General features: G+C 45.0%; 22 protein-coding genes. 11 read left to right on the top strand and 11 right to left on the bottom strand.

Annotation, left to right across the window (positions count from 1 at the left end):
- Positions 1-230: 230 nt before the first annotated feature.
- Together ACTIE0_RS15400 and ACTIE0_RS15395 are read left to right on the top strand one after the other, a co-directional pair.
- Positions 231-1,559 carry a S8 family serine peptidase gene (locus ACTIE0_RS15400; protein WP_006668787.1) on the top strand — a complete coding sequence of 443 codons (1,329 nt, stop codon included), beginning with the start codon at positions 231-233 and terminating at the stop codon, positions 1,557-1,559.
- A 154-nt stretch (positions 1,560-1,713) separates the two neighbouring features.
- On the top strand, positions 1,714-2,052 hold the full coding sequence (locus ACTIE0_RS15395) for a DNA primase (protein WP_228116347.1): 339 nt from the start codon (positions 1,714-1,716) through the stop codon (positions 2,050-2,052).
- Positions 2,053-2,066: 14 nt separating this feature from the next.
- On the opposite strand, the gene ACTIE0_RS15390 is transcribed toward ACTIE0_RS15395, so the two are convergent.
- The 3 genes from ACTIE0_RS15390 to ACTIE0_RS15380 form a co-directional block, all read right to left on the bottom strand.
- Entirely contained in the window at positions 2,067-4,085 is a 2,019-nt protein-coding gene (locus ACTIE0_RS15390; RefSeq protein WP_006625097.1) for an adenylate/guanylate cyclase domain-containing protein, read from the bottom strand.
- Positions 4,086-4,151: 66 nt separating this feature from the next.
- Positions 4,152-4,799 (bottom strand): PspA/IM30 family protein, encoded by a 648-nt coding sequence (locus tag ACTIE0_RS15385; RefSeq protein ID WP_006625098.1) that lies wholly within the window; start codon positions 4,797-4,799, stop codon positions 4,152-4,154.
- 223 nt (positions 4,800-5,022) lie between these two features.
- A complete protein-coding gene (locus ACTIE0_RS15380; protein WP_006625099.1) occupies positions 5,023-6,243 on the bottom strand; it encodes a hypothetical protein in 1,221 nt (406 codons plus the stop codon).
- Positions 6,244-6,276: 33 nt separating this feature from the next.
- On the opposite strand from ACTIE0_RS15380, the gene ACTIE0_RS15375 reads away from it, so the two are divergent.
- Both ACTIE0_RS15375 and ACTIE0_RS15370 read left to right on the top strand, forming a co-directional pair.
- Positions 6,277-6,876, top strand: a complete 600-nt coding sequence (locus ACTIE0_RS15375) for a DciA family protein (RefSeq protein WP_006625100.1) — start codon at positions 6,277-6,279, stop codon at positions 6,874-6,876.
- A gap of 255 nt (positions 6,877-7,131) precedes the next feature.
- Complete coding sequence (locus ACTIE0_RS15370; RefSeq protein WP_006668788.1) at positions 7,132-7,413, top strand: hypothetical protein; 282 nt, start codon at positions 7,132-7,134, stop codon at positions 7,411-7,413.
- Between the two features lie 29 nt (positions 7,414-7,442).
- Here the strand turns inward: ACTIE0_RS15370 and menB are convergent, their stop codons facing one another.
- Together menB and purM are read right to left on the bottom strand one after the other, a co-directional pair.
- Positions 7,443-8,276, bottom strand: a complete 834-nt coding sequence (gene menB / locus ACTIE0_RS15365) for a 1,4-dihydroxy-2-naphthoyl-CoA synthase (RefSeq protein WP_006625102.1) — start codon at positions 8,274-8,276, stop codon at positions 7,443-7,445.
- Positions 8,277-8,363: 87 nt separating this feature from the next.
- Positions 8,364-9,389, bottom strand: coding sequence for a phosphoribosylformylglycinamidine cyclo-ligase (gene purM, locus ACTIE0_RS15360; protein ID WP_006668789.1), 1,026 nt, complete (start codon positions 9,387-9,389; stop codon positions 8,364-8,366).
- Positions 9,390-9,740: 351 nt separating this feature from the next.
- Here purM and ACTIE0_RS15355 point away from each other — a divergent pair, with 351 nt between their 5' ends.
- The 6 genes from ACTIE0_RS15355 (at position 9,741) to ACTIE0_RS15330 (ending at position 15,525) form a co-directional block, all read left to right on the top strand.
- Positions 9,741-10,688 (top strand): septal ring lytic transglycosylase RlpA family protein, encoded by a 948-nt coding sequence (locus ACTIE0_RS15355; RefSeq protein ID WP_006625104.1) that lies wholly within the window; start codon positions 9,741-9,743, stop codon positions 10,686-10,688.
- A 78-nt stretch (positions 10,689-10,766) separates the two neighbouring features.
- On the top strand, positions 10,767-12,341 hold the full coding sequence (locus tag ACTIE0_RS15350; RefSeq protein ID WP_006625106.1) for a bifunctional pantoate--beta-alanine ligase/(d)CMP kinase: 1,575 nt from the start codon (positions 10,767-10,769) through the stop codon (positions 12,339-12,341).
- Between the two features lie 175 nt (positions 12,342-12,516).
- Entirely contained in the window at positions 12,517-13,572 is a 1,056-nt protein-coding gene (locus ACTIE0_RS15345; RefSeq protein ID WP_006625107.1) for a polysaccharide deacetylase family protein, read from the top strand.
- A 42-nt stretch (positions 13,573-13,614) separates the two neighbouring features.
- Positions 13,615-14,076: a molybdenum cofactor biosynthesis protein MoaE gene (locus ACTIE0_RS15340; RefSeq protein WP_006625108.1), complete on the top strand. Its 462-nt coding sequence runs from the start codon at positions 13,615-13,617 to the stop codon at positions 14,074-14,076.
- A 79-nt stretch (positions 14,077-14,155) separates the two neighbouring features.
- Positions 14,156-14,815, top strand: coding sequence for a sigma-70 family RNA polymerase sigma factor (locus ACTIE0_RS15335; protein WP_396442569.1), 660 nt, complete (start codon positions 14,156-14,158; stop codon positions 14,813-14,815).
- Between the two features lie 164 nt (positions 14,816-14,979).
- A complete protein-coding gene (locus tag ACTIE0_RS15330) occupies positions 14,980-15,525 on the top strand; it encodes an anti-sigma factor family protein (RefSeq protein ID WP_006625110.1) in 546 nt (181 codons plus the stop codon).
- 7 nt (positions 15,526-15,532) lie between these two features.
- Here the strand turns inward: ACTIE0_RS15330 and ACTIE0_RS15325 are convergent, their stop codons facing one another.
- A complete protein-coding gene (locus ACTIE0_RS15325) occupies positions 15,533-15,967 on the bottom strand; it encodes a gamma-glutamylcyclotransferase family protein (RefSeq protein WP_006625111.1) in 435 nt (144 codons plus the stop codon).
- A 132-nt stretch (positions 15,968-16,099) separates the two neighbouring features.
- Here ACTIE0_RS15325 and ACTIE0_RS15320 point away from each other — a divergent pair, with 132 nt between their 5' ends.
- Positions 16,100-16,699 carry a VOC family protein gene (locus tag ACTIE0_RS15320; RefSeq protein ID WP_006625112.1) on the top strand — a complete coding sequence of 200 codons (600 nt, stop codon included), beginning with the start codon at positions 16,100-16,102 and terminating at the stop codon, positions 16,697-16,699.
- Positions 16,700-16,783: 84 nt separating this feature from the next.
- On the opposite strand, the gene ACTIE0_RS15315 is transcribed toward ACTIE0_RS15320, so the two are convergent.
- From ACTIE0_RS15315 to ACTIE0_RS15295, 5 genes are all read right to left on the bottom strand, one after another.
- Positions 16,784-17,200, bottom strand: a complete 417-nt coding sequence (locus ACTIE0_RS15315) for a hypothetical protein (protein WP_006625113.1) — start codon at positions 17,198-17,200, stop codon at positions 16,784-16,786.
- A 44-nt stretch (positions 17,201-17,244) separates the two neighbouring features.
- Positions 17,245-17,934 (bottom strand): magnesium protoporphyrin IX methyltransferase, encoded by a 690-nt coding sequence (bchM, locus tag ACTIE0_RS15310; RefSeq protein ID WP_006625114.1) that lies wholly within the window; start codon positions 17,932-17,934, stop codon positions 17,245-17,247.
- Between the two features lie 53 nt (positions 17,935-17,987).
- Positions 17,988-18,212: a PspC domain-containing protein gene (locus ACTIE0_RS15305; protein ID WP_006625115.1), complete on the bottom strand. Its 225-nt coding sequence runs from the start codon at positions 18,210-18,212 to the stop codon at positions 17,988-17,990.
- A gap of 85 nt (positions 18,213-18,297) precedes the next feature.
- Positions 18,298-19,524: a BaiN/RdsA family NAD(P)/FAD-dependent oxidoreductase gene (locus ACTIE0_RS15300; protein ID WP_006668791.1), complete on the bottom strand. Its 1,227-nt coding sequence runs from the start codon at positions 19,522-19,524 to the stop codon at positions 18,298-18,300.
- Positions 19,525-19,613: 89 nt separating this feature from the next.
- The gene (locus ACTIE0_RS15295; protein WP_006668792.1) at positions 19,614-21,407 is read right to left on the bottom strand and encodes an NACHT domain-containing protein; all 1,794 of its coding nucleotides are present in this window, start codon (positions 21,405-21,407) and stop codon (positions 19,614-19,616) included.
- Positions 21,408-21,488 lie beyond the last annotated feature (81 nt).

The raw sequence follows: 21,488 nt of genomic DNA, 5'->3' as shown, positions 1-21,488 counted from the left end.
CTGTTACCTTAACGGGTAATAGTGCTATCGTCGCATTGTCAGGCAATAGCCGGATAAATGTCGCGTAAATGTATCAGGAACCCTTCACCCCAGATGTCACTATCTGAGTAAACTGGGGTCAAATAGTCAAAGGGGTAGGCAATGGTTTCACGATTACCAGGGTCATCCTAAACCAGATTAGTGAACCTGTCTACCTAGGCAATTTAAATCAATTCACAGGACATAAGATAATGACCATTAACCCCAAAATTTCACCAGCTTTTGCTCCGTTTTTATCCAACACCGACCCCCAAGGGAAACAAGATGCGATCGTAATTTTCCAGGGACAATACCCCACAAATATCGCGCCGCGTGACTCTCAACAAAGATTTAATACTATCCAGCAAACGGCCACCAGTCACCAAGCCGAAGTTAGTAAACTAGCAGCCAGTTATAAAAGTGCTGTCGGTCAAAACTTCAATGTATCTGCTATTGGTTCAGGTGCATTACCCATTGCTACAGTAGAAGTGACCGCAGAGACTTTACCAGCTTTAGTGGAACAGCCAGGAGTGGTAGTGGTTTTACCCAACCAAAAAATCAAATTAATTGAACCTAGCGCCATTGACTATCAACAATTACGGAGACAGGAAGAAAACAACAAATTAACCTGGGGATTAGAACTCTTAGAAATTCCCAAAATGTGGGAAAAAACCAAAGGGAAAGGAGTTACAGTATCCGTTCTCGATACGGGAGTACATGGAGATCATCCAGCCTTAAAAGACCGGGTGAAAGGGTTTGTAGTCATCGACCCTTTAGGGCGACGAATTACCGCTACCCCTTCCTTTGACGGTGGAAATCATGGAACCCACGTTTGTGGTACTGTGGCTGGTGGTAAAACGGAAAGTGGGGTTTCAATTGGTGTCGCCCCAGAAGCTGACTTACTGGCGGGAGGGGTTCTGATTGGTAATGCCACCCTGCGAACCTTAATTGAGGGTATTTCCTGGTCAATTGAGAATGGGGCAGATGTGATTAATATGTCCTTGGGTATGAGTTACTATGAGCCTCTGTTTGCTCAGGTTTTCGATATGCTGATCAATCAATATGATGTTCTCCCAGTGGTGGCGGTCGGTAACGAAAATCATGGTAATACTAGCTGTCCAGGAAATGCTCATAATGCTTTCTCTATCGGCGCGGTGGAAATGCTCCCTAATTCTGAACTGGGAATTACATTTTTTAGCAGTGGCGCAAGTTTAGTATTTCCAGATGATGCTCCTAACCGCTTAGTGACTAAGCCGGATGTATCAGCCCCTGGGGCTCAGGTTTATTCGGCTGTTCCTCCCACTAAACAGGCTAATGGGTCTTTTGAGTATACTTATATGGATGGTACATCTATGGCGACTCCCCACGTGGCTGGAGTGGTGGCGCTATTGTTAGCTGCACAACCTGATGTTCCGGTGAGCAAAATTGTGGAAGTGTTGCGAGAAACCGCCGAACATCCTGGGGGAGAACAAATGCGCCCGGATAACCGTTGGGGATGGGGGTTAATTAAGCCCTGGGAAGCTCTACAAGCTCTGAAATAGGTTTAATTATCATATTAGTTAGGGGGGGGTAATTGTGATGATCCCATACGGCATAATTGGATTGACTTTGCTGGGGGTGGTGCCAGGAGATGCTAACCCAGCAGCGCTCCCCCCATTAACCCCATTAAACATTTGTGTTAGGGAGAACCGCGATATGAAAATTAGCCCCGAATTTGCTGCTCGTTTGGCGCGTCTCAAGTCTCAGGAAAAAATCCGGGTTTTGGTTTTCCTCCAGGTTCCCCCATCAAATCATCAGCGATCGCCACGTCTATCTCCTGAACAGCGAAAAGCTGAAATGGTTGCTACACAAAAGGCGGCGGAAAGTTCCCTTAATCAGATTAAGCCTATTCTGAATCAGTATAATGGTAAATTACTCGCCCCAAGCCCTAGTTTACTGGGTACGATTCCCGTTGAAATAACTGTGGCTGGTGTTTATGTCCTTAGTCAATCTAATGCGGTTAAATCGATAATTGAGGATCAGGATATTAACTGATAGATAGATGGTAATCATGAGGAAATATCTACTACTGGTTTTTTCCCCAATAACCAATAAGTAGTCATCTGTCCTTTTCCTTTGACCGGAATAGGACCGCGTTCTTTAAATATATAATTCTTCTTCAGGCGATTGTAGGTTTCCTCGGTGACTTGAATAGAACCCGGTGTTCCTGATGATTCCATGCGGGAAGCAATATTAACCGCATCTCCCCATAAATCATAAATAAATTTTTTAATCCCAATTACCCCAGCTACCACGGAGCCGGTATTGATACCAATGCGAATTTGGAAGGATTCTGAACCCACTAAATAACTACCTTGAAACTGCTTCATTGCTGCTTGCATTTCTAAAGCCATATCAGCGATCGCCTCCGCATGATTATCTTGCGGTAGTGGTAAACCTCCCACCACCATATAAGCATCGCCAATGGTTTTAATCTTCTCTAATTTATGTTTCTCGGCTAGGTGATCAAAAATCGAAAACATTTCATTAAGTAAACTCACTAAATCAATGGGGTGCATCCGTGCGGACAGCGGGGTAAATCCCACAATATCAGCAAATAAAATAGTCACTTCTTCAATAGCAGAAGCTATAGCTTTTTTATTGGCTTTCAACTGGTCTGCAATAGGCTTAGGTAAAACATTAAGTAATAGCTCTTCCGATCGCTCCTTTTCTTGAAGCAGCGCCGCCGTCCTTTCTAATACCCGTTGTTCTAATTCTCGGTTAGTATTTTCTAGCGCAATAAATGAATCCCGCAAATTCTGTATCATCATATTAAAGGATTCAGATAACATCCCCAATTCTCGGATCTTCTCAACTTTTACCTTTTGATTTAACTCAGCACTAGCGGTAGCATTACGAGCGCCACTAGCAATAGCACTGGAGGCTTCACTGAGGCGTAAAATCGGTTCACTAATCCATCTAGCAGTCAGAATACCCAAAATTATCGCTAACACTAACGCCATCATAAATAATAAAATTGTGATGCGGGTATTTTCATGGATCTGTTCCATAAAATCCGCTTCGGGAACCACCACCACAATTAACCAATCAATTCCCCTAGGGTCAATCATGGGAGTTACCTGGACAAACTCTCGCCGACTACTAGCATAAAAACTGAGGTGATCGTGATTATCTATTTGACTAATATAAGCTAATTTATTAGCCAAATATCGGGCAGTTTCTCTGGTCATTATGTCACTGCTTTCCGCTGCTAAAATTCTTTCAGTGTCGCGATTTTCTTCATCAGTAATAAAGGTTTTTTCTAGGGTAGAAGTTCCCACCAAATAACCATTACGTTCCACAATAAATGTTTGTCCGGTTTTGCCAATTTCTAAGGTACCGAGAAACTCACTAATTCGCTTTAAAGTTAGGTCACTGCTGGCTACACCTAGTAAATTTCCTTCCGGATCATTAATTGGTCGATTAGCAGAAACCACTAAGGCTTGGGAGCCAAAATACCCATAAATCTCACTCCAAACCGGCTTACCCGCCTCCACCGCGACCAGATACCAAGGTCTAACTCTAGGATCATAATTATCCCGGGAACTCACCAACTCAGTTCGGTTCCCCTGATCATCTGTTAACCATTTTTCTAACTGACGATTAGTGCTATCAGCTAAAATATCAAATTCAATAGAACCATCATCATAGCGTCCCGCGCCAATATAATCCCCGTTTTCCATACCCATACCAATATAGCTGGCGGTGGGGAACTGCTGTAATTGTGTCCATAGATAGCGTTCTAGTGCGGGAATGTTATCTATGGAAATTAACCCTTGATTGATAGCATCAACATTAATTTGATTAATCAAGTGAGGAGTTTCCAGATAGGTATTCATTTCCTGTTTAATCCGGTTACTAACCTCAACTTGTAACTGGGTAGCTAGGTCATTCATCGCGCGGGTTCTATTCCGATAAGATAACCATCCTGTTAATCCGAAAGCTATGGTAATTTGTAGCAAAAAAGGGACAATTAAGACTAGACGCAAAGATAACTTGGGTATGGGGGGAATAATAAATAAGCGCATGATTGATTAGTAGTGCCTCCCAAGATGTCTAAACTGAACCCGTGAAATATTGATAGGATTTGATGGTCAATGCGATCGCCATCGGATTTGAGCTTTCATAGCATTTAACTCAGCTTCAATTTCGGCATCAGAATAGTTATCATAGTTGTATTCATCTCCCCGGCTGATTAATTCTTGCGATCGCACTTCTAATTCAATAGCTCGCTCCTCAAGGCGGTCTATAATCCTAGTATAATCAAGGCTTTCCTCCATTTCATTCAAACGTTGGTAAGCCTCCAGAGAATAGGATCTAGACCGATACAGATCCCGCTGAGTTTTAGCATTAGCTGCACGCTCCGAGAGTTCTCGTAAATTAGATTTAAGTTGTGCCAAAATTTGTTGCTGTATCTGCAACTGTTCTTGCATCTGACTAGCTGTATGTAAGTAAGATTTCCTTCTAATTAGAGCCTCCCGTGCTACCGATTCAGAACCCTTTTTCAGACCCAACTGAGCCCTTTTGTGCCACTCCTGGGCACTTTTTTCAGCATCAATATAATCCTGTTCTATTTGTTTTTGGGTGCTACGGGTATCAGCTATGATCTGTCGTAGTTGAACTAGATCTGACTGCATTTGGTCTATAGCTTCCTTGAGCAGTTGGTCAGGATCTTTAGTTTGGTTAAATAGGCGGCTAACATGGGAGCCAACCATCTGCCAAACTTGATTCAGGAGTTGCATTTATTATGACCTGAAAAGGTGAACACTTGACCAATATTCAGAGATGGTCAACGGACAGGCGCGAAGCATGATACTATCCACAGATAGCAGCAATACCTAGCAGGTTAACCTGTCCTTATTGTAGCCTTTCGTTCCCCGAAAATGATCAGCAATTAAGTGGGTTCTACTGGTATTAATACCTCGGAGTTACCAGGAGGGCTTATCATGTGAACCATGGTTAAGATTACTCTCCTGGTGATGGGGTATCAAATTGAACGGCAATTCCTGCGGCTCGTAATTCTTCAGCGAGGAGTTTAGCCGATTCCGCATCACCCAAAGCACCCATTTGAATTTTGACACCTGTTTTAAATCTGCGGATGTAGGCATCAGGAACCACTCGGCGCACTGTTTCTAGCTTGGCATCATTGTCGTAATCTGTTACCACATAATAGAATCCATCTTCAGCCCTCACAGGATTAGCATTAACCTGGGTGGGAGTATTCGCCGGGGTGGGAGTATTAGCTTGGGGGGTAGTTCCGCCTGCGGGTGCTGCGGGTGCTGCGGGTGCTGCGGGTGCTGCGGGTGCTGCGGGTGCGGGTGTAGGTGCGACAGGTTGAGGTAACAGTTCCTGGGATAGGTTATTAAGTCCAGGACCAGTGGGAATCACCACAGACGGAGATGGAGCGGGGGGAGGTGTTGCGCTGCCATCTAGTGGAGCGGCTTGGGGTGCAGTGGTAGGGGGGTTAGGATTAGGATTGATGGTACTGAGGGTATTGAGATCTAACTCCACAAACTCCTGGGTAGCCAGGTTAGGAGATGTCGGTTCTACTCTGTTGGCATCCATTGGCTCAGAAGTAGGAGTCATAGAATCCCTAAACAGACGATTGAAGCCTAGTATTTGCAAGCCGGCACCACCTGTGACGACATAGCCTAAAATGGCACTAGAAATAAACAGCAGCAGCATAGAGACCATCCCCAAGGGGGTAAATAATCTATTAGTCCAACTTTGACTGCGTTGCTGTTTTCTATATTCGGCACGTTTTTCGATGCTGCTAATCAGTTTTTCGGTCGATTCCAGGTAGCCTAACGGTGAGGTGGCGCTTGAGGTTTCGACGCTGGAACCATTGCCGTTGGCTGTTGTTTGGTTTTGGCTATGGGGAACAATGGGAGCGGGTTCTGGTAAGACGACTGATTCCCAGCCTGTGGGGGGGCGCTGTGGTTCTGCTTGACTTGCGGGTAATTCTGGAGTTCTGACAGGAGGAGCGATCGCACCTGGAAATGATTGCGATTGGTTATTAGATGGCTCCCTAGGCTGCTGATTATCAGATTGAGATTGCCTTCTATATCGCCGATAGCGGGTTAGTTCCTGCTCTAGTTTTACGTCTAGGCTTTCCAAAACCGATTGGAGGACTGGTTGTAGTTGGGGGGGGGAGGAGGTAGTTTCAATTTGAGAAGATTGGCTCATAACAAAATTCCTGGAAAATGGGGTTGATTTTAATTGAACTTTGAATCCATTGATCAGATTATAAATACCTTTGCTGACCGGATTTTCACCCCGGAACAACAGCAGTTTCAGCTAGTAGTTAGCCATTGGCCTGATGTGGTCGGAAAATCAGCACAGGCTCATACTCGACCCATAACGATTTACCGAAATATTCTGCAGGTAGCTACTTCTAGCGCGGCTTGGACTCAGGAGCTTACCTTCAGGCGTAAGCAAATTGTCCGACACCTAAATCAGTGGCTGTGTGATCCTTTGCATGATATCAAGTTTTCCACGGCTCAGTGGTCTGATGGGTCTAATCTTTTGGCGGCGGGTGCTTTGACGGAAACCAAGGAGACTCAACAACATCCCAGCACTATCCCGGTTAATGGGGAATTTGGGACTATTGAGCAGAGGGGATCTGAGGATGTGGCTGCACCGAAAACGCCGATCGCTGCTTGGGAAATTTGGGCCAGCAAAATCCAAAGGCGATCGCAACATTGGCCCCTATGTCCTCGATGTCAATCCCCCACCCCTCCCGGTGAACTACAACGCTGGTCTGTTTGCCACATTTGCTTTGCCGAACTCCTGACACCTGATAAATGCCAAGACGAATAGGGGATTCAATCAATTAGCATTGATCCCCAATTGGTTTTGATGTCTTTAAACTGGATCCCCGATGCTTTACATTTCTTTAACAAATTAGCTAAGTTTGTATCTATATATGAAGAGAATATAAAACAATTATAAAGTTTCCTGAACGATAAAAACGGATTCTAAGGCATACTGGATAAGGGATGACGGATTATAGGCAGGGATCAAGGATATACGAGAATATAGGTATTGGATCATTCTTGAGCGAGGAAGCCTGCTATGGGAGCTTCAAACCTGTTAACGTCTGCTTGTCGTTGTTGTCAACACTACACTCCTGAGGGGAGACGTGGCGGGCTATGCCATCAACTCCACGTTCCGGTCCAGGGCAGTTGGAAAGCTTGTCCCCTAGCACTTCCCGTCTTTGCACCTTCTTGGGAAACGGTGGATACAGTAATTCATCTGAATCAAACTCTCCCGACCCTACGAGAAGCAATGGTGGGAGACTTCCCAAATATAACTGCAACTCACCCAGAATTAGAAGCTTCAAGGGATCAACCCTGAGAAGCGATCGCTGTTTAGCGCGAAAGCGGTCAAGGAAGCCATGGATACTGACGAAAATCTGGTTTTCGTTTTTCCAAAAACGCCTGTTTTCCCTCGGCTCCTTCCTCAGTCATATAATACAACAAAGTGGCATTCCCTGCCAACTCCTGTAACCCCGCCTGACCATCACAGTCAGCATTGAAAGCGGATTTCAAACAGCGAATAGCGATCGGGCTTTTTTCCAAAATCTCCAACGCCCATGTGACCCCTTCAGCCTCAAGCTGATCAACGGGAACGACACAGTTAACTAAACCCATATCTAAGGCTTGTTGGGCATTATACTGCCGACAGAGAAACCAAATTTCCCGCGCTTTTTTCTGACCGACAACACGAGCCATATAACTCGCCCCAAAGCCGCCGTCAAAACTGCCAACTTTCGGCCCAGTTTGACCAAAAATAGCGTTATCGGCGGCTATAGTTAAATCACAAATGAGATGGAGAACATGACCACCGCCGATCGCATAACCTGCTACCAGGGCGATAACGACTTTAGGCATTGATCTAATTAGGCGTTGGAGGTCGAGAACATTGAGACGGGGGACACCGATATCATCAATATAACCAGCTTCTCCGCGCACAGTCTGATCGCCGCCGGAACAAAAGGCATATTTGCCATCTGTATGGGGACCAGCCCCGGTAAACAGAACCACACCGATCGCCTGATCTTCCCTGGCATCTGTAAAAGCATCATACAGTTCAAATACCGTTTTCGGGCGAAAAGCATTGCGCTTATCCGGGCGGTTAATGGTAATTTTGGCGATTCCGTCCGCCTTACAATAAAGAATATCTTGGTAAGTTTTAGCGGTCTGCCATTGAATGGACATTGCTTTGCTAAGGTCGCTTTGGTATTTGATGGCGAAATATCATTGTATCTCAAAGGAGCTTTTTTTTAGCCAAAACTTCTCCTGTTGCTATTCCAAACCAATTAATTCTCGATTTCCAGGGACGACCTCCCCGACGGTATAACTAGGGATATGGTGTGATTGAAAGAATGCGATCGCCTCTGAGGCGTGATCGGGTGGGACAAAAACGACAAAACCAATACCCATATTAAAAGTTTCCCACATAGCACTTTGGGGAACATCTCCCAATTCCGCCAACCAGGTAAAAATGGGAGGAATCGGCCAACTGTGGGGAATCATGCGAATAGCAGCATTTTCCGGAATAGCTCGGGGCAAATTTTCCGGTAGTCCTCCGCCAGTAATATGAGCCATACCATGAATGGGTAAACCCTTAGCAATAGCATTCAGAATAGGTTTGACATAAATGCGAGTAGGAGTCAAACAGACCTGGCCAACAGTTTGACCCTCAAATTGAGTAGGGCGGTCATTCCAATCAATTTGGCGCGCGGCGATAATCTTACGAACGAGACTAAAGCCATTACTATGGAGACCACTACTAGCTAAAGCGATCGCCACATCTGCGATTTTCACCTGACTACCATCAAGTAACTGTTGCTTTTCGACAATACCGACACAAAACCCAGCCACGTCATACTCACCTGGGTGATAGAATCCCGGCATCTCGGCCGTTTCTCCCCCCAGTAAAGCACATCCAGCTTGTTGACAACCGGTAGCTATTCCGGTGATCACCTGGGTTAATTGTTCTGGTTCTAGTTTTCCGGTAGCCAGATAATCGAGAAAAAACAGAGGTTCCGCACCACAGGTCAACACATCATTAACACACATAGCCACCAAATCAATACCGATAGTATCGTGGCGGTCAACAGCATGAGCGATCTTTAGCTTAGTACCGACACCATCAGTACCAGATACCAGGACGGGTTGACGGTAGCCTGTGGGTAACTCCAAGCAGCCGCCAAAACCCCCTAAACCACCCAATACTTCTGGGCGATAAGTTCCCTGTACCAGATCGCGGATACGGTTAACAAAATCCCGACCCGCTACCACATCAACACCAGCTTCTCGATAATCCATAATTGATTGTTGTTTTTTTGTGTTCAGGCTTGGCCCGCGAACTCTCCTATAAGGCTTATAAGAAACTTTAATACTTTTTGGAACCACTTAGTATTGCGTCAGTAGAAATTACCCCAAGTCTTGATGACCGGGAATTTGAGCCGGAACCAAACTGTCCAGTTTGTCAGTCCGACGGCAAACTATGCCCCCAGACTAGCTCCCCAAATAGAAAAGTTCGTGCTAGTGTGTTGCAGTTCCTTCAACCCAAGCGAACAGGAAATTGAGTACCCATGACTATGGTGCTGTAATAGGCTCCCATGTAGGGTTTAAGTGAATTTCAGTTCAAACGTGGTTGTTTCATCTAAGAGATTTATGAACGCAAAACCTTGGAGTGGTCTAGTTTCTTTACTGGTTCTATCAGTTTGCGCGCCAGCTTATGCTGAAATTGAATGCGATCGCCTTTTATGTCCAGAAAGTGATGGGAGAAGCCATGTTGAGCAATTAGCCAGATCACAGGGGAACATCACCCAAATTGAAACCCATGAATTAGACGACAAACAAGCTGCAACCCTCTTCGTTCGTAATATCCCCGTTCTCACCTTTGTTCAAAACCCCTCAGAAACGACAGCCCGCCCCATCAACTATCAATCTGTCAATGTAGCTGAGAGTTCAACTGGTAATTTAATAGTGGCTTACCCCACACAAGCCAGCGATCCAGTCGCTAGAGCCAATAATGTCGCGGTCAAAATTAATCAGATCAGTCGAGACAATATTGATGCAGATACCATCAGAGTCCGATGGAATGATCAGGAAAAAAATTATGTGATCCAAGTAGGTGAGGAAAAATTAGTAGCCATTGATGGTAATACTATCCTCCCCGACAATACCCGTGATCTGGCTACAGATGCACTACAAGCTACTAACCGCCTGCGGAGACAGGTAGGTAATGCGCCACCCCTCAGCGACATTGAAGGAAGACCAGAGCCGGAAGTGACTACAGTAGCTGTGCGTTCTGTGGCTAATCGTCTCCAGGGTTGGGCTTCTTGGTATGGTCCTGGTTTTCATGGGAACCGCACGGCTAATGGTGAACGCTACAACCAATATGCTATGACTGCGGCTCACCGTTATTTACCTTTTGGTACAGAAGTCCGTGTTACCAATCAGCATAACGGTCGTTCTGTGGTGGTGAGAATTAATGACCGAGGCCCATTTATCGGAGGTCGGATTATTGACTTGTCTGCTGGAGCAGCACAGGCGATCGGTATGATTAGCAGTGGGGTGGCTCCGGTAACGGTGGAGGTGATCACGCCAGCTAATTAAGGTGGATGGTGCTGTTCCCTATACAATGAAGGGAATGATTGATATTAGGGTGCAATTATTGCACCCACAACTACTTTTATGCGCCTGTTTACAACTGTTGCGGCTTGGCGATCGTATTCCCAAGCCTGCCATAATCGGCAAATAGGTTTAGTCCCCACTATGGGGGGTTTACATTCAGGACATTTGAGCTTAATTCGTCAGGCTCGTAATGGCTCTGATCTAGTGGTGGTTAGCATCTTTGTTAACCCCCTACAATTTGGACCTAGGGAAGATTTCCAAAAGTACCCCCGTAATTTGGAGGCGGATTTAGCACTTGGTCGGGAAAATGGGGTTGATGTGGTATTTGCTCCGTCGGTTGAGGAGATTTATGGCTCTGAGGAGACGGGAAACACAGAAACTGGCTTATCTCAACAAACTTGTGTGATTGTCCCTGACTCGCTCACGTCCCGGCTGTGTGGTGCATCCCGTCCGGGACATTTTCAGGGGGTGACAACTATTGTGGCTAAATTGTTTAATTTAATTCAACCCAACCGCGCCTATTTTGGTCAGAAAGATGCTCAACAAGTGGCGGTAATTAGGCGCATGGTGGCGGATTTGAATTGGCCGATTGAGATTGTGGCCTGTCCGATTATTCGAGAGGCTTCGGGACTGGCTTATAGTTCCCGTAATCAGTATTTGACACGGGAACAGAAACAGCAAGCTACAGTTTTATATAAGGCTTTGCAGGCGGCGGGGCGGCGATGCGGTGAGGGAGTGCGATCGCGTGCGGGTCTGCTACAGGCGGCGCAGGAAATTCTGGCGAGAGTGCCGGGCGTGAAGCTAGAATATTTGGAACTGGTTGCGCCAGATACTTTAGTTCAATTGGAAACTGTTGAGGAAATAGGACTTTTGGCGATCGCCGCCTCTGTGGGAAATACTCGTTTGATTGATAATATTATGCTCAATACTCGCCAGCCTATTGTGGCGATCGATGGCCCGGCCGGAGCGGGTAAGTCTACTGTTACCCGTCATATTGCACAACTTTTAAATTTGATGTACCTTGATACCGGAGCGATGTATCGCGCTATTACCTGGAAGGTGCTTCAGTCTCAAATATCTGTGGATGATGAACCGGCGATCGCTCAGTTGGTTAGTGGTTCACGGATTGAGTTGATTCCTGATCAAGATCAAATTAGGGTTTTGATAGATGGGTCTGATGTGACTGAGGCGATCCGTACCCAGGAAGTTACCCGCAATGTATCGGCGATCGCTGCTCAGGTGGCAGTCCGTCGTGGTCTTGTTAAACAACAACAGCAGTTAGGTCGTCGGGGCGGTTTGGTGGCGGAAGGACGCGATATTGGCACTCATGTTTTCCCCGATGCTGAGTTGAAAATTTTTCTGACTGCTTCTGTGGAAGAACGAGCCAAGCGTCGCTATCTGGAATTACAACAAAAGGGTGATTTAAATACCAGTTTAGAAGAGATTAAACAGGACATTATCCGACGGGATGAATTGGATAGTAACCGAACTATTGCTCCACTGCGAAAGGCAGTTGATGCGATCGAACTTAGTACCGATGGACTAAGTATTGAGCAAGTTACTAATGAAATTGTTAGGTTATATACAGAACATCTGAAAAATGATGATGCTCCTGGCTCCAGTAATGGGGTTTAAGGGAGAGCCGAGATAGAGCTACTGTCTCAGGGATTGAACTTATCTAAAATTCCGGTGAATCTGCTGGGATTAGCGTAATCTGTAGTAACCTAGGGTAATTGTAGATCAATTTCCCCAATAATAACTACCTAGTGAAAATTAACAGAAAATTTAATTGGTGTGAAGGAGATATGACGTGGTTCAGCCTTACTACAGAGTATATCGTCGCCAACAAAGAGTTTTAACTCTGGCAATATTGGCAGCATTAAGTAGTTTTGTGATGGGTGTAGCTTTACCTTGGACTTTACATATAGACCGGGAAGCGAGAGTTACATATCAGCCGCCAATAAGTCAGCAAGTAGCGGCTGAGAGACAGACACAAGGAGAGGTAGAAAACTCTAATAATTCAAGACAGCTACCTGTCCCTAATTTAGGAATACCTGGGGTCAAACTGGCTCTAACTCAAAGGTTACAATCAACACAAAGCGCCTTGAACGAGTTAGAAAATGAACGCTTTACTTTTTCGGTTCCTCAACGATTCCAAGGAACTACTATAAAAGAGGTTAATTTGCCACCCGAACGGAAAGTTATTGCTCTGACTTTTGATGATGGTCCTTGGCCGCGAACGACGGAACAGGTTTTAGATATTCTCAGAAAAAATAATATTAAGGCGACTTTTTTCTTAATTGGGGCGGCTTTGAATAACAACAAGGAGATTGCCAAAAAAGTAGCAGATGAAGGTCATGCCTTGGCTAATCATACATGGAACCACCGTTATCATCAAGTAAGTCAGGCGGAAGCGGCGAAGGAGATTAATAGTACAGGGGATTTAATTGAGGAGGTGACAGGAACTAAAACGGCTCTATTTAGACCGCCGGGGGGGGTAATGACTAATGGTTTGGTTCAGTATGTTCATAGCCAAAATCAAGCTAATATTATGTGGTCTGTGGACTCAGCGGATTGGCGATCGGGTACAGATGCGATCGCTCGTAATGTTTTAACTCAAGCCCAACCCGGTGGCATTGTACTGATGCACGATGGAGGCGGGAACCGTGCGCCTACAGTAGCGGCTCTCCCCAGAATTATTGCGGAATTGAAACGGCAGGGTTATGAGTTTGTAACAATACCGGAACTGTTGGAAATTGCGGATGAGTATATGAGTGATGAAGATATCGCCAGCCAGGAACAAAAGGCTCGAGAAATGTCGGAGAGTGACGAAATGCCGATGTATCAATCCCCTTTACCTTATTAGAAGATCCTGATTAACATTGCCGAAGATGGAAATAATTAAACAATGAACCTGTATTCTTTACCAACTCAGTCAGATTTTGCCATTTCCCTAGGGCAGTTGTCCCTGGAAGATGTTTATAATCTGGTGGACGATCCGGCCAATGGTGCGATCGTGGTAATGAGTGGCATGGTTCGCAATCAAACGGACGGCAAACCGGTTAAGTCCCTGGAATATCAAGCCTATCAGCCCATGGCGCTGCGGGTGTTCCAGGAAATTGCCGAACAGATTAAAACTCAATGGCCTGATGTAACGCGGGTGGTTATACAACACCGGATCGGACATCTACAAATTGGGGATATTAGTGTATTGGTGGCCGTGGGTTGTCCTCACCGCCGAGAGGCTTTTGAGGCTTGCCAGTATGCCATTGATACCCTAAAGCATAATGCCCCGATTTGGAAAAAGGAACATTGGGTTGACGGATCTAGTAGTTGGGTTAGTATTGGCTTATGTGAAGCTACCTGCTAACCAGATGAACATTAGGAACTTAATCCGTTCATGTCGCGTCAAACATCAACAGCCTGCCTCAATACGCAAATTTGAAACCATGATCAGTCAATTTGTACCCCTATCCTGGTCTTCCGGGTCGGCAACCGCTCCCGAAGTTAAATTATCTCCTGAAAAGCTGTCGAACTATGATCTAGTTCTACGATGTCAGGAAGGCTTGCAACCAGACCGTCTTGCCTTTACAGAACTATTACGCCGCTATCAGTCCCATGTGGATAAGATTCTGTTTCACCTAGCGCCTGATTGGCAAGATCGGGCGGATTTGGCCCAAGAAATATGGATTCGAGTTTACCGCAATATTAAGCGACTACAGGAACCTGCTAAGTTTCAAGGGTGGTTGAGCAGGATTGCGACTAATTTATTTTATGATGAACTGCGGAAACGGAAACGGGTGAGACCGGCTTTGTCTCTCGATGCTCCTCGTACTGTTGATGATGGGGAGATGGAATGGGAATTGCCAGCAGATCGTCCGGGTCCTGATGAGGATTTAGCGACTAGAGAGTTTTATGATCATCTACAAGAGGCGATCGCTGATTTGCCCGAGGTGTTCCGCACTACTATTGTGCTGCGGGAAATTCAAGGCCTAGCTTATGAGGAAATTGCCGAAATCACCGGAGTTTCTTTAGGAACTGTTAAGTCTCGTATTGCTAGGGCGCGTCAGCGGTTACAATCTCAACTACAACCTTATCTAAATGATTAGTTGAGATGATGACTAATTCCGTTTGGAGGGAATATAATAGGAAGTTAATGGTCAGAAACCGGCGGTCTGTTGATTTTTGTGGCTCTACATTTTCTCCCCGATTAAATTCAAAAAGGTTGGACCGTTGGTTTCGATTTCTGCTGGCGTTTTAGGGGGGTGTCCCAATGAAGTCTAACCATGACGATCGCTTAGGAAATTTAAATCCGAATTGGCATCCTGAGTCCCAGGGAGAAGGGACTTGGGATGAACCAATGTATTATGAGCTACTTTCAGCCTATATTGATGGTGAGGCGACACCAGCAGAACGCCGCCAGGTTCAGCAGCGGTTGGATATTGATCGCCAATATAAGGCGGCTTATTTGCAAATGATGCAACTGCGATCGCGTTGGCACTCAATGCCGGGGCCGAAAAATACTGAATCCGCCCAACAGTTGGCTGGTGCTGTGTTCAACCAGGTTGAACGCCGGAATAATTTGATGGTGGTCAGTGGTGGGGGTGCGATCGCCGCTCTGTTTTTGGCGGTTTTAGCGAGTTGGGCTCCCACTGGTGGGGGTGGTACTCTCTTTGCTCAGTTGAACCGGGTGGAGTCGGAACCACTACAAATTGCTCTGAATGAGCCTTTGCTACCCATTGTAAATCCAGAGGCGGTTAGTTTGACCATAGATCAACCGCTGATTGTGATTCCTAAAGGTCCCATAGCTCACCCCTAGGTTAATTCTAGCTGGGTTTCCAGTCGCCACAGGGAATCAAGACTCCCTGAAAGGAGCTAACTACTTGGGGATACATGAAATAAGCCCAGGTCTCACGCAGAGGTTTTAGATCTGGGGTGTAGGTGAGAATGCGGCGGCGTTGATATTGGTTTTGCTCCGGTGGGCGATCGCTTTGGTAGTCTTCCAGGCGATCGAGGTCGGCGAGAAGGCTGGGGTCTGTGAAGGATAGGATAACTCCAGATACCCAGCGCGTCCCTGTGGTCATGGCTGGATAACCTAGGGAGAGGGAATATAATTCACCTAGGGCGCACGCTGGTAATTCCTCTATGGTGCGTCCGAGACAGTAACGGTTGTAATTGAACTCGCCGGGTTTGAGACTCCCGTAGACAAATACATGGATGAGATCATTTATGCGATCGTTTTCGGTGACTGTGGGTTTCATCGCCTGCCAAAATGTTTGTTAAGATAATCACTAAATCTGGAATAGGCCTGAAAGCGTTATCAGTTATGTTGCACCCGCAACCTTTCATAGCTACAGCTATCCAGTTCAGTTCTTTATGTTCTATTATCGTTCATGGTTTTAGCCACTAGCATTATAGAAAATTTCCTACCGCATCCACTGCCCCTAGGTGCTTTTTTACCCGAATTGGGCCTCGACAGCATTTTCTCAACTCAAGGGGTAATGGTGATGCTACTGGCCGCTTATGCTGTCGCTATGTGGATGTTCCTGACTAGCGCCCCCAAGGTTCATACCATTATGGTCACTGACTTAAATATGGCCAGACAGTTTTATGAGGGGTTGCTAAATTTGCCAGTGGCTGATGTTCCCCTACACTACTACTATAATTATGAGCAAACTTGGGGAGCTACTGGCATCGATCCTTTGTACCTTTCCACTAACATATCAACTGCTAATAACCAAGATTTAGGGGCTTCTGATGGCTTGTGGTATCAGTTGATGAAAAATACACAACTTCATATTATCAGTGGTGCTAGTTATGGTCCAAAAAATCGCCATCGCCATGTTTGTTTCGATCGCGATTGTTTAGACCAAATTTTGATGCGGGTACAAACCCAAGCCCTCAAGTTTAAAATCCGCAGTGAAAGACCTCTAAATTTTTTGGTGAAGGATTGGGATGGACGGGTGTTAGAGTTTTATGAGGTGAAAAACTAACCCGTAAATAGCCATAATGAACCGAAAAGAGACAAGGTTTAACTTGTCTCTCTGGTGGGTTTCAATGGGAAGATTGGGCAGTGATTAATCAATATCAAACAAATAATAATATTCACCGTCTATTAATTGCGGTGAATTGCCGTGATATTTAGCCACCGCCCTGTCTAAAAATGCTTGAGCTTCCTGGGGAGATATATTGGCGGCTTTGGCTAGGCTAGAAACCGTTACTAAGCCTCTATGATCTCGAATTAGGTGCAGAAATACCGATCGCTTATGTCTTTGGCGGCGGTAGAGTTCCCTGCGTCTTTCGCGATACCATTCCCACATAAACCACCCCCCCATAAACAGGGGAATGCTGCCCAAAATCAACCCCCCCGCCACTTTCCCCCAGGGATTATCTGATATGTTGGTGGGGCTAATTAATTCCGTAGCAGCGGATAACCAGAATATCAACCCCAGGGGAATCAAGAAACTGGCGACTATCAGCTTAAATATCTGCATGGTTTCATCCCCCTGACTTCCTTATTGAGGCTAAATTAATAATATCAACAGCGTATGGCTTCTAACAACCGTGAGAAATAAAACCTGGTAGAAATCATCGATTCTCGGCTAACGGTAAAGCCGTTATCTGAGAGAATTTTGATGATATCTGCCTCCCGGTGTTGATAGGCGCGGGTGGTTTTGCTGGGTCCAGGGAAAAATTCGCCAATTTTTTTAAGTATACTCAGGGCTAAGGTTTTGGGGGCGAAACTCAGAATGATCCTGTTTTCGGCGAGGGAACATAGATGAGAGATCATCTCTGCTGCTTGGTTTTGGGGATAGTGAATTAACACATCTAAGCAAATTACCGTGTGATAGCGACCTGTTAATTTTTCTAGGTCTTGCGCCATAAAGTTGATATTACTGGCGCGGGTGATTAGTTGGTTTCTGGCGCGTTGGGATGCTTCGGCGACCATTTTTTCGGAAATGTCGCTGGCGGAAACGATCGCCCCTGCGTCTCCCAAGGGTATGCTGAGGCTTCCGACTCCACAGCCTGCATCACATACCATTAAGCCGCCTAGGTTTCCATCAGCTTGCAGCCATTCTATGACGCGATCGACGGTTTGCTGGTGTCCGTCGCGGATATCCCGCTGTACCCGGTTGACTTCGCCGTTACCATAAATTCTTTGCCAGCGATCGAAGCCCGTTGAATTAAAATACTGCCGAACAACGGTTTTATCGTCTACCACACTCATGAAACTGCCTGCTGTGAAAAGGGTGTCCAACCCTTGATTCTACCATTTAGGGGTTACAATTTGGAGGTTTTGCTATCCTCAAATTCCTCAAGAAGGGTGGGTTCCTTCGGTACTAATACCCACAGTATGGCATAGATGATAATGCCGGGGGCGGCGGATAGGCCTAAAATAATAAAGGTGAGTCTCACTAGCAAGGGGTCAACATTGAAGTATTGGGCGACTCCTCCGGCTACTCCAGCGATTTGGCAATGTTCACGGCTGCGGTATAATTTTTTCATGGTGTCCTCTCCTCTAATGGGCGATCGTTTTGGTTGACAGTGATCACTTCAATTTCTGATGGAACAATTCCCGATCGCTTCATGATTAATTGGGGTTCGGAAAACCGCCCATCCCCTGTCCGGCTAACCATCCGGTTGTCCAGGCGTTTTGAAAATTGAAGCCTCCTGTCACGCCGTCAATATCAAGAATTTCTCCGGCGAAATATAGCCCCGGACACCGCCGACTTCCCATGGTCTTAAAGTCTATTTCTTTCAGGTTGACTCCGCCACAGGTGACGAATTCTTCTTTAAAGACTCCTTTACCAGTGATTTGATGGCGACTGCGTTTTAATTCTTCGATGAGTTGATTTAAGTGTTTTTTAGATAGTTCCGCCCAAGGTTGTTGGGGGTTGATTCCTACTCGGATAATTAGATATTGCCAGAGGCGACGGGGTAAATTAATCGGACAGTGGGAAGATGGCGATCGCTTGCCAAATTCAGATTTAGTCTGGAGGATAATTTCTCGCAATTGGTCTATATTTAATTCTGGTAGCCAATCAATTATTAAGGGGGTTTTATAACGACATTCCTGCAAAAATCTAGCCCCCCAAGCTGATAATTTTAAGACGGCGGGTCCACTAATTCCCCAGTGAGTAATTAACAGGGGTCCGGTTTGGGTTAAGGGGGTTCCGGTTAGTTTTAGATTCACTGAATCTACGGATATTCCGGCTAATTCCTGCAAGGGTTTATCGGCTATATTAAAGGTGAATAGGGAGGGAACTGGGGGGATGATAGTATGTCCTAATTTTTGGGCAAAATTATAGCCGGCGGGAGTGCTTCCTGTGGCTAGTAATAGGCGATCGCATTGGTAAACTTCCTGGGATTTTAAACAGACTTGAAAGCCTCGCTCAAGTTGAGTAATACCCACAACCGCCGCCCCGGTTTTGACTTTGACTCCCGCATTTTGGGCGCTATTTAATAAGCAATTAACAATGGTTGCCGAATCATCAGTTATGGGGAACATTCGACCATCAGCCTCGGTTTTTAACTTAACTCCTCGCTGGGTAAACCAGTCTACGGTATGTTTAGCTTGAAACCTAGTAAAAGGTCCGCGCAAGGCTTTGTTACCCCTGGGATAGTTGCGAATAAACTCCACAGGGTCAAAACAGGCGTGGGTAACGTTACAGCGTCCGCCGCCAGAAATACGAACTTTGGCTAGGGGAGTTTTTCCAGCTTCTAATAGGGTAACATGGGTTTTAGGGTAGGTTTCTTTACAGGCGATCGCCCCAAAAAAACCCGCCGCCCCACCACCAATTACAATGACTTCGATCATGTCTTGTTTCTCAAAGTTTTATTAATAATTGTACCCGATAAATACCCCAGATAAATGCTGAGTAAATATCAGGCACAATTCAGGAATACTTATCCCGCCAAATGTTCTAGCAGCAGGTCGTGGACAAAACGATATCTTCCCCCTACTCTTTGGAGAATTTGGCGATCGCAGGCTTGATTAAGAAACTCCACATAATTCCAGGGTATTACTTTTTTATCCAACAGAAACCAGCGCAGGCTATAGTGTTCGATTATAGTTGCACCTCCTAAACACAAACTAAACATTAAGGCTATGGCTATTCCCGGAATTATTGCTGATAATATGGTGATATATTCCCCGGTTATATACAGATATAACATCGATAAATTTATACCTATTGGACAGGCTATACAGAACATCACCAGGCTATTTTGGGCCGCTTGATTAATCGGCTGATTCGGATATTTGATATGAGTTATACCCATTTGAGTTAAGGGAAACAGCGCCAGGATAATCAAGACAGCCATTAATCCATAAATAAACCCATAAATCAACTGCCCCATTATCCCAGCAATTAAGGCAGTAATTATGCCGCCTACCATAGCAAAAATTACCCCCTTCTTAATTTTAGACCAACCATAATTTAAGAAATGCGGGTTGAAATCATTAGCTAGTATGCCAGCAATCAACCCCACAAATCCTGATGAAAATACATCCCATAAAAAAAATACATCCCATAAAAAATTATGTATTGTACCAATAAGAATGCCGATTGTCGCGCCAAAAATCAACACAAGAATCATCAGATAAATAAACTCCAACAGTTTATTACCCAAGAAATTATGTCCGATTTGGTGTAGTACAAACTCTGACTGATTTTGTGCTTGCATACGCTTGGCTAACCATCGCAGATACCGTTTAGCCATGACGGGTTCATGGTTCAAAATGCCATGAGATTTATCTGGTGTGTTGGGTAGGTTTTTAGTTAACCTTTGGCTAATATAGATATCTAATAAATCACTCTGCAATTGACTGAGATCAGCATCGTTATTATGAAACAAATAACTATCTATTTGAGGATATAAATTTTCCCTATCAATCACAGTTATTAAATCCAGGAATAAGGGAATACTAGCTAAGGTGAGCAATCCTTTGTCGTTTTGTATTACCTCCCAGATATGTCCGCCGTCTAAAGAGTGGAGATAATTATGAATATGCTGATCAGTTAATGGTTGTAAATACACTAATCCTTGTAAAGAATCAATAGTTTTTCCCGATTGTAAATAGTGGTCATCACGACAACAAACTACTCCATCTCGAACATTGAAAAACTCACTTAGTTTCTCAAAAGGTACTTGTTGTAATCCATCAATAAGAGGCAGTATTTTACCATTTTTCAGCCATTTTTTGGCAATAAATCTGGGTAAATTATAGCGATTTTTTAAATCTTCAACCAGCCAACTATCAATAGATTGTTTAGGATTGTTCAAAGTAGCTAATTCAAATAAAATCGGGATAGCACTATCTGAGTCTTCTTCGGCGATTTTAATTAAATCTCTGGCTAATTTCAAAAGTAGGGTGGTTTTTCCTATTCCTGGTTTCCCTAAAATTAATAGTTTCTGCTGGGATACTTTAAATATATCTAGGACTGTTTGTTGGGGTTCTTCGCCTTCTTTTCTGGTAAAAATATGTTCCGGGAGTTGGTGTCGCCATTGTTCCCTAAATGCAGGGTTTAACGAGGATGTTAGGGATAATTGGGGTATTCTGCCATTAGTTTCTGCTTCGGGTTTAGCCACCCGTGAAATTAATTGATCACTGTGGAGGGAATTGTGCAAACGAACTACTACATCATCTTGTTGAATTTTGAGAATTTGTGTACGCCAGTATGATTGGTCAAAATACATTGATAATCACGTAAAACTCCTGGGAGGGTTGGAAGCTCCGTGATTGATCACGGAGAGGAAAACCGACTCAAGCGGCTGACC

This window comes from Limnospira sp., assembly GCF_051859755.1.
Lineage (GTDB): Bacteria > Cyanobacteriota > Cyanobacteriia > Cyanobacteriales > Microcoleaceae > Limnospira > Limnospira fusiformis.
This window is presented reverse-complemented; position numbering and strand designations above follow the sequence as displayed.